The sequence below is a fragment of the Bacillus sp. EU63 genome, assembly GCF_038592915.1.
In the GTDB taxonomy this organism is placed as follows: Bacteria; Bacillota; Bacilli; order Bacillales; family Bacillaceae; genus Bacillus; species Bacillus velezensis.
In genome coordinates, this window is the sequence record NZ_CP151944.1 from 3,500,656 (window position 1) to 3,519,073 (window position 18,418).

The following is an 18,418-nucleotide window of genomic DNA, read 5'->3' on the forward strand; positions in this document are numbered from 1 at the left end:
AAATATCGGGTATACAGAAAATATCAGCAAGCCTGAGTCTGTATAGATATCTTAACTTATATTTAAGTGACGCTAAGGAAGGTGCTTTAAAGTGAAAAAAGTACGCAAAGCCATAATTCCCGCTGCAGGTTTAGGGACACGCTTTCTGCCGGCAACAAAAGCCATGCCGAAAGAGATGCTTCCGATTGTAGACAAACCAACGATTCAATACATAATTGAAGAAGCGGTTGAAGCGGGTATTGAAGACATTATTATTGTTACGGGAAAAAGCAAGAGAGCCATTGAAGACCATTTTGATTACTCACCAGAGCTGGAAAGAAACCTAGAAGAAAAAGGGAAAGTCGAACTCTTAGAAAAAGTCCGAAAAGCCTCTAATCTTGCTGACATTCATTATATCCGGCAAAAGGAGCCAAAAGGTCTTGGACATGCCGTTTGGTGCGCACGTAATTTTATCGGTGACGAGCCATTCGCCGTCCTTCTCGGAGATGATATCGTTCAAGCTGAAAAACCAGGGCTTCGCCAGCTGATGGATGAATATGAAAAAACACTTTCTTCTATTATAGGGGTTCAGCAAGTGCCTGAAGAAGAAACCCATCGTTACGGAATTATTGATCCGCTGACAAGTGAAGGCCGCAGATATCAGGTGAAGAACTTTGTTGAGAAGCCGGCTCAAGGGACTGCTCCGTCCAATCTGGCAATACTGGGACGTTATGTCTTCACTCCTGAAATCTTCATGTACCTTGAAGAACAGCAAATTGGTGCCGGAGGAGAAATTCAGCTTACAGACGCTATTCAAAAGCTGAATGAAATCCAGCGGGTTTTTGCTTACGATTTTGAGGGCAAAAGGTATGATGTTGGTGAAAAACTGGGTTTTATTACCACTACATTAGAATTTGCGATGCAGGATCGTGAACTGCGTGATCACCTTATCCCTTTCATGGAAGACCTGTTAAGAAAAGATGAATTATAAGAAAAAAAGCTGTTGGATTTATTCCAACAGCTTTTTATTTTATAATGCAGGTTAAAGTTTGATTATCGTTATTGATAATAAAAGCGTATTTATCATTTGCCGCAATAAATTGCCGATCACTGCTGCCCTTTATAACATCTTTATTATTCAGGGATAGATCTGCCGGAGTAATAGCTGATATTCCTCTGAAAACAAGCTGCTCGGCCTTGCCATTATTCACTACATAACTGACCTCGCCATTTTTAAGATATAGCATCTCCCGGCCGTTCACCACTTCTTTCTGCAGCTCTTTCATTTCTTGCTGAATATCATTAACGCGCTCACCGAGATGTGACACAAGTTGATCAGTATCACCCTGCTTTACATACGGAGAAAAAGCGGATGCTTTCACATTTGAACTTTTTTCGTTATAGACCGCTGCGTTTTCCGGGATATAGTACGTTTTATTGTTGACCTCGATCTTTGCTGATTGCCTGTCTTCAGATACCACTTTCACCTGAGCACCGAACGGAATAAGGAAGTCCGCCTTTTTTTTCAGCTCTGTATCTTTATAGGCCTGCGTCTGGTCTTTTAATACGAAACCTTTTTTGTTCACCAATATCTGGTCTTTCCCCTTGTTAACATCATCTTGATATCCGATCTTACCGAAGGAAGCGATAGTACGAAGCGGGGCGCTGAAAAACATGGTTCCTGCCATAAACACAAGCAGTATTGATAAAATAGCAATTTGAATAGCATTGACTGCTGATCCGGATTTACTATTTTTCTTTTGTTCCTTCACAATTGCCTGCTGCTCAGGCGATTCTTTTTTACGTTCAGCAACCTGATCTTTCTTATATTTCTCTTTGTCTTTTTTGGAGAGTTTATTAAACCAATCGATAAATGCTTTGTACTCTTTGACGACGGTTTCAGTGTCGTCGAACATTCTTAATTCACCATAGTGCATCCAAGCCACACGGTCACACATTTTTTCAATCTGACCAATGGAATGACTCACAAAGAAAATGGTTTTTCCTTGTTCTTTAAATTCCTGGATCCGGTCAACACACTTCTGATAAAATGTCTGGTCTCCTACGGAGAGGGCTTCATCAATGATTAAAATATCCGGATCTATATGCACGGAAATAGCAAAACCAAGGCGGGACTTCATACCGCTTGAATAGTTTTTCACCGGCTGATTAATAAAATCACCGATCTCAGCAAACTCAACTATGCTTTCATACATCTCATCGATTTCTTTATTTGTCAGCCCCATCATTAAACATTTAAGTCTTATGTTATCCCGGCCCGTCAAAGCATTATTTAAACCGGCTGCAATCGCAATCAGCGACGGCTGGCCGTTCATTTCAATTTCACCGCTTGTCGGCGGTATCACTTTTGCAAGCAGATTGGACATCGTCGATTTACCCGATCCGTTAATTCCCACAAAGCCGATTGTCTCCCCTTCATATACATCAAAGGAGACATTTCGCACAGCGAAAAAACCGTTATCTTTAGCAGGGAAAAACAAACCTTTTATTTTATCCGACTGTTTTTCATAAAGATGATACTGCTTTGAAACATTTCGAAACGAAACCTTTAGTTTCATCGTACAATCTCCTTACGTATTAAAGAAAGTCAATAAACTTATCTCTGAATTTCATGTGTAAAACAGAACCGACTGTTAACAAAAATAAGGTGAACAGCCAGAAATACAGTGTATATTTCACATCTTGAAAGAACCACTGACCATCTAATAAGCTGTTCCTGAAACCGTCAATTATATAAAAAAGCGGATTCAGCTTCAAGACAGGAACCAATTCCGGGTGAGCTGCCCCCAGCTTTGAGTTAATATCCCAAAAAACCGGCAGGAGGAAAAACAAAAGTCTTGTCACTGCCTGCAGAAGAAACTGATAGTCTCGGATCAGCACGCTGATTGTCGAATTAAACAAGCTGAACGAAAATAAGAAAGCCATCAGACAAACAAAATAATAAATATATTGAAGCCAATGAAGGCTCGGATAGATTCCGCTGGCGAGCAATGCAATGATATAGATCACCATCATAATTGCATAACTGAACAAATTAGAAGCGATGGCGACAGACGGCAAAGAACTGATTGGAAAATTCATTTTAGCCACCATTTTAATTCTTTTAAATACACTATTTGATCCGTCTAATATTGTCGGACTTATAAAAAACCACGGTATCAGACCTGCAAGCATCCACAAAATAAAAGGCACTTCTCCGGCACCTGTAGCCATCGGCCCCCCTTTTCTGATCCCCAATCCAAAAACAAACCAATAAGCAAGCATTTGAATAAGAGGATTTAAAAACTGCCATAAAACGCCTAAATAATTCATTTGATATTTAGACTTTGTTTCGTAGGCTGCTAAACGCATGATTAAAGGAAATGATGTTACTTGCTCTTTTAGTATTTTCACTACAGCATTCATTTTAATCTTCCTTAGGTTGATTTGATTTTATAAAGCATCGCTGATAATTGTACCAGAAATCAAATTTTTTTTCACTTTCAAGCCGCATGCAAATGCTGCTAAAAGGTTTGTAAAGCATAATAGAAAAACCCCTTGATACAAAGGGGTTTTTCTATTATTCAGATTCAAACACAATTTTCACGACTTTCTCAGAAGAATGTCCTGACTCAAGATAACAGAATTTGTCATAAAAAGGTTTGAATGAAACCGGGTGCTGATAATCCGGTGATGAAATATGTTTGATTGCCTCGATCGTTTCCTCTGTCGTTTTCACTAACGGACCAGGAGCATCTTTCTCAAAATCGAAATAAAACCCTCTGAGTTTATCCCGGTATGTTTCAATATCGGGAACAAAAAACAGCATCGGGCGTTTCAGATTTGCAAAATCGAAAAATACAGAAGAGTAATCGGTAATTAACAGATCTGAAATCATATACAATTCCCGAATATCTTCGTGTGCAGAAAAGTCGTAAGCAAACCCTTCAAACGGACCGAGGTCAAAATTTTCGGCCACAAGATAATGCATTCTCAGAATAACGAGATATTCATCTCCGAGCTCTTCCCTTAATTTATGCAGGTCTAAATCAAGGTCAAATTTATAACGGCCTTTAGCATAAAACTGGTCATCTCTCCATGTCGGCGCATAAAGAATGATTTTCTTATCCTCAGGCAGGTTTAACCTTCTTTTTATCGCTGTGATTGTCTCATTATTATTATCATTATGAAGAAAATCATTTCTCGGATAACCTGATTCAATCATAGTTTTATCGAATTGGAAGGCGCGCGCAAATATCTCAGACGAGTAGGCATTAGGAGAAATTAAATAATCCCAATTGGATGCCTCTTTAATAAAATTCTTTTTATATTTTTTCGTATTAGTACCCGGCATATGAACTTCTTCCATATCCATTGCAAGTCTTTTTAAAGGCGTGCCGTGCCATGTTTGAAGATAGGTTGTATGTTCCGGCTTTGGAATCCATAAAGGCAGACGGCTGTTGACGACCCAATATTCTGCCCGCGCCATAGCAAACAGCCACTTGATAGAAAGCCTGTTAATGTATTGAATGCCCTTCTCTTTAAAAGGCGCTGCATACTGTTTATTTACGCTCCAATACATTTTATATTCAGGATGATTGATTTGCATGTATTCATAAATGGCTCTCGGATTACAGCTGTATTGTTTGCCGTTAAAGCTTTCAAAAATAATGGTCTTGCTTTTAACAGGCATTTTGCTCGCCATTCTGAAAACAACTTTATAACCTTTCGTAATAAGGGAATTTCTGCGTTTTTTCAGTTTTTTCATTTTGGAAATGAAACGTTTTTTCTTCCCTTTTATGAAGTATCTCATCCTTGTTTTCAGGCTGTAGTCGTTCACACGGATACAGACAGTCTGCTTTTTCTTCTTTTTATATACCTCATACCTGACCGGTCCGCTGTCTTTATTCACAACGCTTATGAGGCCTTTCAGTTTATTTTTTCTGTCTCCGAGCACAAGCGGAGTGCTGCTGAGAACAATAGGTTCAGCTTCGTCGTTTTCACAATGAAACTCCATAAACATACGGTAGACAAATCGTTTTTCCAGAGAATAAGGAATATCTTTTAATGGAATTTTTATTTGGAAATCAAAAATTTCAGGGGTGAATGCATCTTCCCGAAGCTGTTCAATATTCTCCGTTTTTTTCGTCATTTTAATAGGGAAATGTTTCTCTACGGGATCTTCTCCCCCTTTTTTAATGACAAATTGCAGGTTTTTAACTGAAAGCTGATTCTCCGAACTTAGATATCCTGCATACCCTGAAATCATAATCTCTTCTGCCTTCAGCTGAATCTCATCAAACTTCACAATTTTCGCTTCTCTTTTTACCTTTAAAGAGAAATTGCCCTTATCGGTTGTATAAGGTAAAATTAACAGCTCAGTCGTATGATCAAGGTGGTAGGCACGCTCAATCGCTTCAGCTTCCACGGTTAAACGCACCTGCTTCGGCTGTTCTTCTTCCGCTGCCGGTTCCCCCAGTACCACATAAAAATCATAAGTCTGTCCCATTTCTAAAGGTTCAGGAAACGAGTGAATATTAATTGATGCACTATATTGAGCCGGGCTCTCTTTCTCTAAAATAACAACATCCTCGGCTCCGGAACGCCGTTCTTTTAATTTTAAATAACATTTCACTTCCTCAGCTAACGGTTCTTCGCTTTCAAGTGAAATAGAGAGTGCCAGGTCTCCCACATTATTTTTTAAGCTTTTCAAAATACATTTGCTCACGGTATTTTCATCCATACTTATTTTCTGCTCCTCTGAATTAAAGCTCTTCACTTAACCGATTTCACTTAATCGATGTGATCCTTTTTGTTTAATTTAATAGAGAAATTCCCTTTCACAGTCGTATAAGGTTCGAAAGTATATCCGTTATTCATAAACCGATCTTTTTCGCCGAAATTGACTTCACGGCTGGATACCCTTCTTAGAATACGGATATGGTTAGCTGTTATATATTGAATGTAAAAGTCAAGAACCGAAGTATGATTTGCGTCAATTTTTTCTTTTTGGATGTCCTTTTCAAAATCTATATAAAATGGCTGAGCCGGTTGATCAGCGGATACGGATATGATTTCAGATTTGTTTTTCCGATCAATCCCAACCATTCGGACTTTTTCAAATGCATCATTCTGGTCAGACACTGAAACGCTGATCGCTAATCCGTTGGCATTTTTTTCAAAAGATGTGATCGGGTGTTCTTTAGAACCGACTTTTTCAGCAAGCCGTTCCTTTTCTTTTCTCACTTCAACCATTTTGAAAAGAGCATATGACCAATTTTTAATATAGTTTGGTTTAGAGTATTTCTCCGCCATTTTAAAGGCTAGACGTGAAAATTGTTTGTGAGTGCTGTCATCTCTCATTAAAGAGATAATGGCCTCAGCCAGCTTTTCTATATTATATTGTTCAATTACATAGCCGTTTACTCCATCTTCTACCAAGCTTCTGGCACCGTAATCGTAATCGTAAGTTACGACCGGGCATCCATTGCTCAATGCTTCCATATTGGACAGACCGAAGCCTTCAAAGTGAGAAGTTGAAATTGTCAGCCACGCTTTTTGAAACTCGTAATCAGGGTTGTTCGTGTAGCCTTTCAGCAATACATTATTCTTGAGGTTTTGAGCTTTTATTTCCTTTTTGATTTTCTCTGTTTCTCCTCCAGAACCGAATATTTCCAGTTTCGCATCCGGGATTTCATTTACAACAAGTTTGAACGCTTTAACGGCATGCGTCAGGTTTTTCATTGGTACAATCCGAGAGATAATAACCGCTTTATTTCGTTCGCTCGGAACTTTCAAAACCTCTTCATCGAGCGGTTTATTAATCGTATGCGGTGTAAAAAAGAATGTCTCTTTTTCCCCTGAAATCAAACTGAAATCTGCAATCTGCTCCTCAGTGATAAAAAATACGGCATCAAGGTTATTTATTTGGCCGAAAAGTTCTTTATAGCGTCCTTTGATCTGGAACTTATTATCACCATAATGTTTATTGTGAATAATCGCAGCATAATAAGATGACGGCGCTTTTTTTACTCTGAAGACATGTTTATCCTGTAGTCTGCTGTCGACCAGAAATAGTTTAGGCCGATCGTTTTCTTTTTGGAGAATATCAATCCAATGCCTGCGCAACTCAAATTCATCTTTAAATGTTAAAGGGTCTTCTTCTGAGTACCAAGTAAAATGTGTGAATTTGACTGCTTCATTTTGGTCATCCCACATGAAGTGCTTTTCCAGATAAACGACATTTTCGCTGTTGATAAACTCCTGAAGGAAGATTTGATTCGTCTTTGTATCAAAATGAGAGACAATGACGGGTTTTCCTTCTTTATTGTATTCTTCCCTTTTGATTACTTGTTTTTCATCATTCAGGTAATCTACGTAACGCACGTCATCACTGCCTGAATAATAGGAAAGATTATAATCGTTTGATGATTTTCCGAACATTTTTGAGATAGTTTTGCTTACTTTCCCCTTGCTGACATGTTTTTTTATTTGATTCAGCTCAATTTTCTCCGAATAAATCCGCTTGCCTTTTGTTCTTTTACTTAAAAAGTCATCATACATGTTGATAACTTGTGTATATTGAGGGTCGGTTTTCTTTCTTTCAAAGAGTTCGTTTTTTTTTCTCCGAAATTCCAAATCAAATTTAAAAGTAAGAAAGGCGGTATTCTTTTGACTCTCTTCTCCGAATAGTTTAGAACGCAATAATAGTGATTTGGTCAGACCTCCGTAATCATCCGGGAGGCCTCCTGAGATAAAATAATACATCATATCGGGAAGCTCATTATTATCGTTAATAGGCTGATTGGACAAATTTTTTCTCCCTTTCACCATATGGAATTTAGTAAAACACTGCAAAATAATACTATTCCCTCAGATTATTATAACAAACCTATTTAAGCATCAAAAAGTACTCCTTATCAGCAAATAAGAAGTACTTTGAACAGTTCATGCATTCAATAATTCCGTATTACACCCCGGCAATTTCTTTTTTAATCTGTGTGGTGGAAATGCCCTCGGTTCTAGGGAGGTAGATGACTTCGCATTGATCTTTAAGGAAATCGAATTTGCCTTCCCAATCGTCTCCCATTACGAACACGTCGATGTTGTGATCCGCTACGTCACGTACTTTTTGATCCCAGCTGTTTTCCGGAATGACTTCGTCGACATAACGGATCGTTTCCAGAATCAGCTTTCTGTGTTCATAGCTGTGGTAGGCCTTTTTTTGTTTTTGCAGGTTGAACTCGTCTGTTGAAATGGCAACAACAAGGTAATCTCCAAGCTGCTTTGCGCGCTCAAGCAGTTTAATATGACCCCAATGCAGTAAATCAAACGTTCCGTAAGTAATGACCTTCTTCATGAAACAAAAGCTCCTTTCTATCATCATACGTATAACAAGCAACTGCTCTGAAATGCTGCGCAGCTGTATCCTTAATCACTAAAGTGCCAATTTCGTACTCATGGAACCTCATTATATCACATAGCCCTGAAAAGGTTAAGCCAATGTAAAACGAAGTTAAATTCCACTTATTAACAAATGTTATTACAATAGGAGTTTAGCAGGGTTTTTGCGCGTATGATTAAAGAAATTGTTATCTTATTTATATTTTTGTAAAACTATTGTTAAGTTTATCTGAAGGTATTATGTTAAAATAAAGCTTAGCCTAAGTCACGAAAAAGTGAAAGAAAATCCCGTACAAAAAGGAGGACGGCAGATGCAGACTGAAATGGTGCACAACCTTTCTTATGTTAATGGAAATTTACAGGAGTTTATTTCATATTTAGACACTTATTATATCGCACAGAAGCAAGGAGCCGTCATTGCGACGGTCAATCCTGAGATCGGATACGCTGCGGCGAAAGACAAAGGTTATCATCAAGTCATTTCTTCCGCGGATTTCGTCCTGCCGGATGGTATCGGCGTCGTGTTAATGTCACGTTTGATGCAGCACCCGCTGAAATCAAGAATTGCGGGATTCGATGTGTTTCTTGCGCTGCTCGGCCTCGCAAACCGGCAGTCTAAAAAAATATTTTTATACGGAGCTAAACAAGACGTGCTTGACGCCGTTTTGAACCGGATCAGCAAAGAGTATCCGAATATTGAGGTTGTCGGAGCCAGCAACGGTTATGAAGCGGATAAACGCTTCGTCGCCAAACAGATTTCCCGGGCGAAACCCGATCTCGTATTTGTCGCCTTAGGATATCCCCATCAGGAACAATTTATTTATGAATACAAACATCTTTTCCCTCAGGCTGTATCGATCGGTTTGGGCGGAAGCTTTGATGTGTTCAGCGGAACGGTGAAACGCGCCCCTGAATGGATGATCAAAACGAATCTGGAATGGCTGTACAGACTGGTGACGAATCCGTGGAGATGGAAAAGGATGCTGAACATTCCGAAGTATGCTTTTACCGTTTTGAGAAATAATAAATCAAATAAAAGCCTGTATTCCAAGCAGGCAGAAGATCAAACGAAACAGCTTTAAACAAATAAAACAGCAAAAGAGATTGGTAATCTATGAACTTGCGATCTTTATTCGCCGCTTTTTATTCTATATATCTGTCTGTTCTCGGCGTTTTGTTCAAGCCTGTAAAGCCCAAGAACCATCTGACCCTGCTGGTATCTTTTGAAGAGAATGCGCAGGCTCTCATCCGTTCTTACAAAGCGCACGCTGAATCGCTTTCTTATGAAATGACGGTTTTGTATACGAGACACGCCGTCAGTCTGAAAAAAGAGCTGGAAGGTGTCGGCTCTTTTTATCTGAACGAAAAACATCCGCTGCATCTTTTGAAGGCTGTTTTGATCCTTTTTAAAAGCAAAGTGGTGATAACGGATAACTATTTCCTCATGACAAGCGCCTTAAACCGCCGGCCGCAAACGACATGCATTCAGGTGTGGCATGCGAACGGCTCTTTGAAAAAGTTCGGCCTTGAGGATGTGACGAATCAAAACCGCCCGGCATCAGACATCAGCCGTTTTAAAAAGGTGTACCGCTCGTTTGACTTTGTTACCGTCGGTTCAGACGCGATGGCTGACGTTTTTAAAAAGTCGTTCGGCATACGGGACGGCCAGCTGTTAAAAACGGGTGTCCCCCTGACTGACGTCTATTATGAAGAACACAAGCCCGAACTGAAGCACAAATGGCCGAAAAAAATCATCCTGTACGCACCGACATTCAGGGATTATGATATGCAATCCTTTCGGCTGCCATTCACCGAAGAACAGCTCACAAACGCGTTAAACGGAGAGTATATGCTGCTTGTAAAGCTTCATCCTGCCGTTTTGCATCAGATTTCGGCTTCGTTTGAAAGCGAACTGATCAAGAACGTGTCTGACATGCGTCTTCATGATCTCTTGAAAGCGGCTGATATTTTAATTACGGATTACTCTTCCGTGCCTTTTGAATTCGCGCTCTTAAATAAACCGATTTTCTTTTTCACGTATGATCTGGAGGAATATGATCAAAAACGCGGTTTAATCGACAATTATACGTCCGTCATTCCCGGAAAGGCTTGTCATGACAGCGAAGCCCTTCTGGAGGAAATGACGAAAAAGCCATTTCGTGCAGAAGAAATGAAGCGGTTCTCGGACAAATGGAATATGTATTCAGATGGGAATTCGAGCAGCAAACTGCTCCAATTTGCAGAAGAACAAATAACATACAAAAACACCTGTTCACACAATTGAACAGGTGTTTTATATATTTATATTGCTCCATAGTGTTTAAAAATAATCGTACAAACAAAAAGACATCTGTCCAATTCAATACTGAAAAAAGCTCGGAAGTATGACTCCGAGCTTTTTAACACGTTTATTTATAGACAGGAATATCATAGTAAAGCTGATAGTTATCTAACAGGCTATAGAGACTGTACATTCTGTTTACCTGCTTATACGCCCAACCAATATCAGATGCATATTGGTGGCTTACAGAAGGCTCCCATCTCATTTTATACAAGGTATCTTGGTTGTATACGGCATTGTGTATATAACTCTGTCCGATAAATTTGGCCCCTCCAGTAATCGCTGCTTCAGGACTGAACCATCCTTGGTTATATGCATATTGGGCACCCTTGTTCACAGCGTCTCCGTCATATGCACCTATGCCATACATGTTATATACCTTTCTCCCATTATAGGTCACACCGTTTGCCAGCTCTGAGGTACCGTTTCCGGTCTCTAATAAAGCGTGAGAAATCAGGTAGAGCTCATTAATACTGTTAGATTCAGCTGCCTTAATAAAAGCTTCACCTTTTCCTTCAAGAATTCCTTTCCCTTTTAAAATCTTCGTATTGACTTCTGATGCTGTCAGTCCTGCATATTTCGATAACTTCAAAAACTGAAAATAACTTTTATCTGACACAGAAAAGTTTGCGGGGTTTACATAGTAGGAAACTTCTTCCTCGCTTGCTTTCCGCCAACCCATTTTAATTTTTGCCCAGTTATTCTCTACACTAATGATATTAACCTTATAACCTTTTGTCACTGTTCCTATAATATTATTGCTCTTTACCTCTGGAGTAGACCTGACATTAAGAAAATCTGCGGTTACGGTAGAATTTGCACTATTAATATAAGATAGAGATACGTAGGCACTTGAATCCGTCTGCGGGTTCGCTTTTAACTGCTTCGCGACCATTTCACTCATCGTAATATTATAATTTGTTTCCATTATTTGAGGACCGCTTTTCACCTCAACACTTGAAACTGCCCACCCATAAAGCTGCTTCACTTTGCTTGCAGCCTTATCAGCATTGCTTTTTCCTGTAAATTGTTCAGTAATCACTATACTGTATATTGGATTGTTTTTAGTAGTGTAGCTTGCTGATAAGTTCTTTGCCTTAAAGAAACTCAGTCCTTTGTTTAAAGCCGACGATGTGCTGATTTGATCTGTAACTAATTTATATTGCGTGTATGTGCTTTTGCCATTTTGTTTGGCATTGCCTTTCGCATTATTTGTTTTAAAAAAAGTTAACACACGATCTATATCTTTTTGATTTAATAAGTCACTAACAGTGACTTGATATTGCGTATAAGCGGATTTACCGGTTTTTTCACTTACTGCCGTTAATTTTTTTGTCTTGAAGAAAGATTTGACTTGATTAATCTTAGCTGTGTCCAGCAAGGCTTCTGTCTTAATTTTATAAGTTATTCCTTTTGGTTGTTTTATAGATTTGGCAGTTGCATTAATACCGATTTTCTTTAAAGAGTTTAAACCTTTTGTTACTTTTGTTTTGTCAGCAGTCTGTTGTGATAACAGTTGATATTGATTAGCAGCTGTTTTTCCTGAATTTGATTTTGATGATTTTAATTTTTTTCTGCTAAGAAAATTTACTGCTTTATCCGCCTGTGCGTTTGTTACAGCATTTGTTATCACTTGATAAGTTGTTTGGGTTGAAGTTTTCTTTACAGCTGTATAAGTCATATGCCATCTTTTCTTCTTAAAAAAAGCTTGAAGACTTTTTAGTTTTTCCGGGCTGACATCCTTCATTTTCACAACATAATTACTTGTAGCACCAACTTTTTGGTAGGACCCTTTAACTCCTGTGTTATTTATTATTTGGCTGATCGAATTTTTAACCATGCTCAGCCCGTTAAAATAACCCGTTTCTATATTATACGATGTGATAGTTTTTTTATTATTGATGGTTTTGTAACTGCTTTTGACGCCTGTGCTTTGTTCAAGCTGTTTGATAAGACTTTTCGCCTCATCTGCTTTATTGATCAAAGAATTCGTTGTAACAATGTAGTAAGACTGGCCTTTATCAGTCATGTTTAACGTGGCATTCAGCCCAGAATCTTTTTGAAAACTGCTTTTCACTTGGGATGCTGTTTTCTCTCCTTGAATTTTTCCGGATTGAATTTGAATGATCTCCGGTTCCTGTTCAAGTTTTTGATAATTAGCATTGACTCCAGTCTGCTTCTTTAACTCTTGAATAGCAGACTTTGCACCGGCCTCACTTGTCAGCTCAGATGTAACAATGCTTATATAAGGCTGCTTCACACCATTCGGTTTAACAGTACCGGTTAATCCTGTTTCCTTTTTCATTTTATCAAGCAAGTTATTAGCCTGCTGTTCACCTGAAATAGTTCCGGAAACTGCAGTATAATAGGGCTGCTTACTGCCCGTCGGACTTGATGTTCCTTTAATGCCTGTCTGCTTCGTAAAATCGCTTAGTACGCTTTTAGCATTCGTTTCGCTTGTCAGACCTGAAGCAGATATTTGATAGTTCTTAGACGTTCCGCTCTTTTGATAGTCTGCTTTCCATCCGGTATCTTTTTTCAATTTTGTAACTGCCTGAGAAGCCTCACTTTCAGAAGCAAACTTTTGTGTTGTTTCTAACTGATAAATGGAATTGTCAATATAAGCTGCCTTTACTGAGTCTGTTATCGTGAAAAATTCAAGAGTAACCACTGACAATAACATTGCGGCAGCCAAACTTTTTTTCATTACTTCTCCTCCTTCTCTATATTTATCTATCACACTATTATTTTTATCGGAAAGTGCTTTAATTTTTAAAGTGAAATATATATATAAAAAAACTTAATCCCAGAGCTGGGATTAAGTTTGGTTTTATATATGAGAAACGATGATCGTGCAATCTCCGTTTATCGTAAAGTCAGGCATCTGATCCGGCAGTATGAAATGCGCGCCTTTTTCAAGCTTGGCGGACTTGCCTTCACAGATGATGGAGCCGCTTCCTTCTGTGACGCTGCACAGCATAAACGGAGCGTCCTGGGTCATTTCCGCCGTCCCGCTGATATCCCATTTGTATACAGAAAAATATTCTCCCTGTACAAAGGTTTTGATGGTGACGCCTTTTCTCGTTTCAGTAGATTCATCTAAAAATCCGTCCACATGAGGAACGGTGGCTGCGTTGACGGCATCGCGGATATGCAGCTCACGTGCCTGGCCGTTTTGATCTGTACGCCCGTAATCATATATCCGGTAGGCGGCCTCTGAATTCTGCTGTGTTTCAAGCACGAGCGCCCCCGCGCAAATGGCATGGATGGTTCCGCTCGGCACATAATAAAAATCGCCGGGTTTGATTTTCACACGGCGCAGCAAGCCTTCCCAGTCACCGCTGTTAATCATGGTGACAAGTTCCGCTTTCGAACGGGCCGTGTGACCGTATATGATTTCCGCATTTTCTTTACAGTCGATAATGTACCAGCACTCAGACTTTCCCATTTCACCCTGTCCATGCTCCTCGGCGTCATAATCGTCAGGATGGACTTTAACAGACTGATGATGTTTGACGTCCAGTATTTTCGTCAGCAGCGGAAACCGGTCCCCTTCCGTTCCGCCGAATAATTCTCTATACTGATCCCACAGTTCCATCAAGGTTTTCCCTTGATACGGACCGCTTTTGACCGTGCTCATTCCGTGCGGATGGGCTGATATCGCCCAGCATTCGCCGGTTGTTTCTGAAGGTATGTCATATCCGAATCGTTCGCGTAATAACGTGCCGCCCCATAATTTTTCTTTACATACAGGCTGTAAAAAAATCGGCTCTTGCGTCATGTTCGTTCCCCTCCCCTTAAAAAGCGGCTCATATCCCATTCCCCCTGTGTCTTTTTTAAAACACGGAGGGAGCCGCGGTTAAAAACAATATGTATAAAATGGCTGACCTGCTCATTATACCATTCGGATGGGGCGGAATGCTCAGTCATTTCCTATTCCAGAATAAAATGCCTTGTTTGTCGCAAATTAAAATAACTGATGGAAAGGGGGGAACATTATGACGATACATGCGGAGCTCGGCAAAAACCTTGAAGCGCTGAAAAAACGGTTCGGCCAAAGCGATGACATGATGTTTTATTCATTTACGTACGGAAACGGCAAATGTGACGCCTGTCTTATATATATAGACGGACTGACCGACAATCAATTGCTTGCGGAATATATTATTTCGCCCGTGCAGGAGGCCGCCCGGCATCAAGAGGAACCGGCTGAAACAACGCCGTCATCCATCTCTTTCGGCTATCGTCACACCCGGCTTTCTTCACTTAAGGACGCGGAGGCAGACATTTTCTCCGGCAAATCGGTTTTGCTGGCGGAGGGATGGGAGGAAGCTCTTTCGTTTGAGACGGAAACATTTAAAATGCGTGATATTGAAGAACCGTCTTCAGAAGTGCTTGAACGGGGGCCGAGGATAGGTTTTGTCGAAAAGCTTCGGACGAACACGGCGCTTTTGCGCGAGCAGTCCGGTGATCCCAACCTCCAGATCAAAGAGATCACACTCGGCGAACGGACAAAAAAGCGGATCGCCGTTGCCTACATTCGGGATATTGCCCCTGATGATGTTGTAAAAGAAGTGATGAAAAGACTGGATTCGATCACCATTGATGACATTCCGGAATCAGGAGCAATCGAACAGCTTATTGAAGATAACACGTATTCCATTTTCCCGACCGTCTTGACGACCGAACGGCCAGACCGGGTTATGGGCGCTCTTTTGGAAGGAAGGGTTTCCATTATTGTAGACGGAACGCCTTTTACCCTTTTGGTGCCGGCTACCATTGATGAATTTATCCACTCACCTGACGATTATAATCAGCGGTGGGTTCCGGTTACCTTTCTCAGGCTGCTTCGGTATACATGCATTTTAATCACGATTTATTTACCCGGCCTTTACATATCGCTCGTTACGTTTCACACGGGGCTTTTGCCGACGAGAATGGCGGTTACGATTGCCGGGAGCAGATTGAATGTCCCGTTCCCTCCTTTTGTTGAAGCGTTCATCATGATTTTTACGATTGAGATGATCAGAGAAGCCGGACTCAGGCTGCCGAAGCCGATCGGACAGACGATCGGCCTGATCGGGGGCGTGGTGATCGGGCAGGCCGCTGTTCAGGCGAATATTGTCAGCGCGATGATGGTCATTGTCGTATCCGTTACGGCATTGGCTTCTTTTACGGCGCCCTCCTATGCGTTCAATTTTCCGCTGAGGCTCATCCGTATTTTTTCGATGATTTTGTCGGCGATATTAGGTTTATACGGACTGATCATGTGCTATCTGCTTGTCGTCGGCCATCTGATGCGTCTGAAAAGCTTCGGTCAGGACTATCTTATTCCGATCATGGCGCAGCCTGGCCAAGACTTAAAAGATACGATCGTCAGACTGCCGACGCCTCTTTTGAAAAAACGGCCGACTAGAAAAGAGACGAAAGATAAAATCAAGCAAAGGTGATCCCCATGAAAAAACCGGAAGACAAGCTGTCGTTTATGCAGACACTTCTCATGGTAAGCGGAACAATGATCGGAGCGGGCGTGTTAACACTGCCGCGCTCCGCCGCAACAGCGGACAGTCCGAGCGGATGGATCATTATTCTTGTGCAGGGTGTCGTGTTTATCGGCATCGTCCTGCTCTTTATGCCGTTTTTGCAGAAAAACAGCGGGGAAACCATATATGAGCTGAATCAAAGCATCATGGGACGCGCCATCGGTTCTCTTCTGAATTTATTCATCAGCTGTTATTTTGTCGTCACCGTCTGTTTTCAGGCCCGTTTTCTCGGTGAAGTCATCAATTACTTTTTACTGAAAAATACGCCGATGGGTGTCGTCATATTCATCTTTCTGGCGGTCGGCATCTACCATGTGACCGGCGGGGTCTATCCCATTTCAAAGCTTTATGCCTATCTGTTCCCGGTTACGATCGTCATTCTGATTATGCTGCTTATATTCAGCCTGAGACTGTTTAAGCTGGATTTCGTCCGCCCGGTCATGGAAGGAGGCTACAAAAGCTTTTTTGAGATGTTTCCGCGGACCCTTTTGTATTTTTCAGGGCTTGAGGTGATTCTGTATCTGGTGCCGTTTATGAAAAATCCGAAGCAGGCGAAAAAGGCTGCTGTCTTCGGCATCGCCAGCGCAGGCTTATTTTACAGCGTTACGCTGCTTGTCGTCATCGGCTGTATGTCGGTCGCTGAAGCCAAAACGGTGACGTATCCGACCATTTCCCTGATTCACGCCTTAGAAATCCGGGGTATTTTCATTGAGCGGTTTGATATCTTTCTTTTAATCACGTGGACATGCCAGCAGTTTACCTGTATGCTCGGCTCTTTTAAAGGGGCGCATATCGGATTAAACACCATTTTCAGACTGAAAAATAAAAACAATGCCTGGCTGATGGGGAGCTTATTGGCAGTGACATTCGGCCTTTCGATGTACCCCGATGATATCAACAGCGTGTTTGCATTCGCGAATATTCTCGGGTATACGTTTTTTGCCGTCATTATGATTCCTTTTCTCATCTGGTTTGTCAGCTGGATGAAAAAAATAGCCGGGAGGAAACAGACGTCATGACACTTTTCATCAAATGGGCGGCGGCGCTTTTCATACTGATGACGCTTTCAGGGTGCTGGGACGCGAAGGAAGTCGAAAAGCTGTCTTTCGCCCGGGGACTGGCGATAGACGAGACGAGTGACCGCCGATATAAATTAACCTATCAAAACCTGCTGCCCCAAAGTGAAAACAGCCAGGCTTCCGGCCGGCCCGTGTTTGTCAATGTGACGACGCGGGGGGATACCATTCTTGAAGCCGTCAGTGAAGTCGCTTTAAAAGATCCGCCCGTTTACAGCGATCACTTAAAAGTGCTGATATTCAGCGACAAATTGCTGGCCGACCAAAATATACTGCAGATGATGAATCATTTTATCTGCGATGATGAATTAAGGAGGAGCAGCTATCTCTTCGCGGTAAGAGGAAAAGCGTCCGATATTCTGACGGAGCCGACGCCGAATCAGCAGCAGCCCATGCCCGCGGAAAAGCTGATCGACCTTACGAACAACGGAAACTACAACGGGAAGATTTTACAACCGCTCCGAATCGGGAGAGCTTCAATTTACTGCCATAATAAACGCAGTTTTCTCATTCAGGCCGTCAGCAGCAATCAAAAAGGAAAAACGGTGTATGACGGAGCGGCCATTATCAAAAACGCAAAACAAAACAGATTGGCGGGCTTTCTGTCACCATACGAAATACAGAGCCTGAATTGGCTCATGGGGACGATACGGGGCGGCGTGCTGCCCGCTTTGGATAAAGGGGGGCACCCGATTACTTTCGAGATCAAAAAATCAACATCCGCCATCACTCCCAGGCTGAAAAACGGGAAGCTGTCATTTCATGTAGCGGTAAAAACAAAAGGACTTTTGTCAGAGGATCAATATGCCGGAGAAGATTCATTCGATCAGCACTATTTAAACGGGCTGGAAAAGATTTTCGAAAAAAAACTGAAAAGCGATGTGAAAGAAGTCATCGATAAGCTGCAGAATCAATATGAAACGGACCCTGTCTTCTTTTCTGACAGAGTCCGCATTCAATATCCCGACTATTGGAAGAAAGTGAAGCATCATTGGGATGAGACCTTCTCCGAAGCGGCTTTTGACTATGATGTTTCCATTCAGATTACCAACTTCGGAACGATGGGACGGTAGCCT

The 18,418-nt window shown here is 41.2% G+C and carries 13 protein-coding genes; 6 read left to right on the plus strand and 7 right to left on the minus strand.

The features are described from left to right. The first annotated feature begins 91 nt into the window (after window positions 1-91). Entirely contained in the window at window positions 92-970 is an 879-nt protein-coding gene (gene galU / locus NYE38_RS17540; RefSeq protein ID WP_015240700.1) for a UTP--glucose-1-phosphate uridylyltransferase GalU, read from the plus strand. 34 nt (window positions 971-1,004) lie between these two features. On the opposite strand, the gene tagH is transcribed toward galU, so the two are convergent. The 5 genes from tagH to tagD all read right to left on the minus strand — a co-directional run bounded on the left by tagH (window position 1,005) and on the right by tagD (window position 8,338). After that, window positions 1,005-2,558, minus strand: coding sequence for a teichoic acids export ABC transporter ATP-binding subunit TagH (gene tagH / locus NYE38_RS17545; protein WP_029972833.1), 1,554 nt, complete (start codon window positions 2,556-2,558; stop codon window positions 1,005-1,007). Window positions 2,559-2,577: 19 nt separating this feature from the next. Continuing rightward, complete coding sequence (gene tagG, locus NYE38_RS17550; RefSeq protein WP_017418800.1) at window positions 2,578-3,405, minus strand: teichoic acids export ABC transporter permease subunit TagG; 828 nt, start codon at window positions 3,403-3,405, stop codon at window positions 2,578-2,580. Window positions 3,406-3,559: 154 nt separating this feature from the next. Beyond that, the gene (locus NYE38_RS17555; RefSeq protein WP_021494864.1) at window positions 3,560-5,722 is read right to left on the minus strand and encodes a CDP-glycerol glycerophosphotransferase family protein; all 2,163 of its coding nucleotides are present in this window, start codon (window positions 5,720-5,722) and stop codon (window positions 3,560-3,562) included. A gap of 50 nt (window positions 5,723-5,772) precedes the next feature. Beyond that, entirely contained in the window at window positions 5,773-7,791 is a 2,019-nt protein-coding gene (locus tag NYE38_RS17560) for an alpha-glucosyltransferase N-terminal domain-containing protein (protein WP_159354660.1), read from the minus strand. Window positions 7,792-7,948: 157 nt separating this feature from the next. After that, window positions 7,949-8,338, minus strand: a complete 390-nt coding sequence (tagD, locus tag NYE38_RS17565) for a glycerol-3-phosphate cytidylyltransferase (protein WP_003151361.1) — start codon at window positions 8,336-8,338, stop codon at window positions 7,949-7,951. 355 nt (window positions 8,339-8,693) lie between these two features. On the opposite strand from tagD, the gene NYE38_RS17570 reads away from it, so the two are divergent. Then, window positions 8,694-9,464, plus strand: coding sequence for a WecB/TagA/CpsF family glycosyltransferase (locus NYE38_RS17570; RefSeq protein ID WP_159354661.1), 771 nt, complete (start codon window positions 8,694-8,696; stop codon window positions 9,462-9,464). Between the two features lie 32 nt (window positions 9,465-9,496). Next, complete coding sequence (locus NYE38_RS17575) at window positions 9,497-10,666, plus strand: CDP-glycerol glycerophosphotransferase family protein (protein ID WP_159354662.1); 1,170 nt, start codon at window positions 9,497-9,499, stop codon at window positions 10,664-10,666. A 124-nt stretch (window positions 10,667-10,790) separates the two neighbouring features. On the opposite strand, the gene NYE38_RS17580 is transcribed toward NYE38_RS17575, so the two are convergent. Next, window positions 10,791-13,430 (minus strand): N-acetylglucosaminidase, encoded by a 2,640-nt coding sequence (locus NYE38_RS17580; protein ID WP_340801866.1) that lies wholly within the window; start codon window positions 13,428-13,430, stop codon window positions 10,791-10,793. Window positions 13,431-13,553: 123 nt separating this feature from the next. After that, window positions 13,554-14,504, minus strand: coding sequence for a mannose-6-phosphate isomerase, class I (manA, locus tag NYE38_RS17585; protein ID WP_340801865.1), 951 nt, complete (start codon window positions 14,502-14,504; stop codon window positions 13,554-13,556). 217 nt (window positions 14,505-14,721) lie between these two features. Here manA and NYE38_RS17590 point away from each other — a divergent pair, with 217 nt between their 5' ends. Genes NYE38_RS17590 through NYE38_RS17600 form a run of 3 tightly spaced genes read left to right on the plus strand, consistent with a single transcriptional unit; the run spans window position 14,722 to window position 18,415 of the window. Next, window positions 14,722-16,173 carry a spore germination protein gene (locus NYE38_RS17590; RefSeq protein ID WP_340801864.1) on the plus strand — a complete coding sequence of 484 codons (1,452 nt, stop codon included), beginning with the start codon at window positions 14,722-14,724 and terminating at the stop codon, window positions 16,171-16,173. 5 nt (window positions 16,174-16,178) lie between these two features. Next, window positions 16,179-17,285, plus strand: a complete 1,107-nt coding sequence (locus NYE38_RS17595) for a GerAB/ArcD/ProY family transporter (RefSeq protein ID WP_014419033.1) — start codon at window positions 16,179-16,181, stop codon at window positions 17,283-17,285. After that, the gene (locus NYE38_RS17600; RefSeq protein ID WP_340801862.1) at window positions 17,282-18,415 is read left to right on the plus strand and encodes a Ger(x)C family spore germination protein; all 1,134 of its coding nucleotides are present in this window, start codon (window positions 17,282-17,284) and stop codon (window positions 18,413-18,415) included. Before NYE38_RS17595 ends, NYE38_RS17600 begins: the two co-directional genes overlap by 4 nt. The last annotated feature ends 3 nt before the right edge of the window (window positions 18,416-18,418 follow it).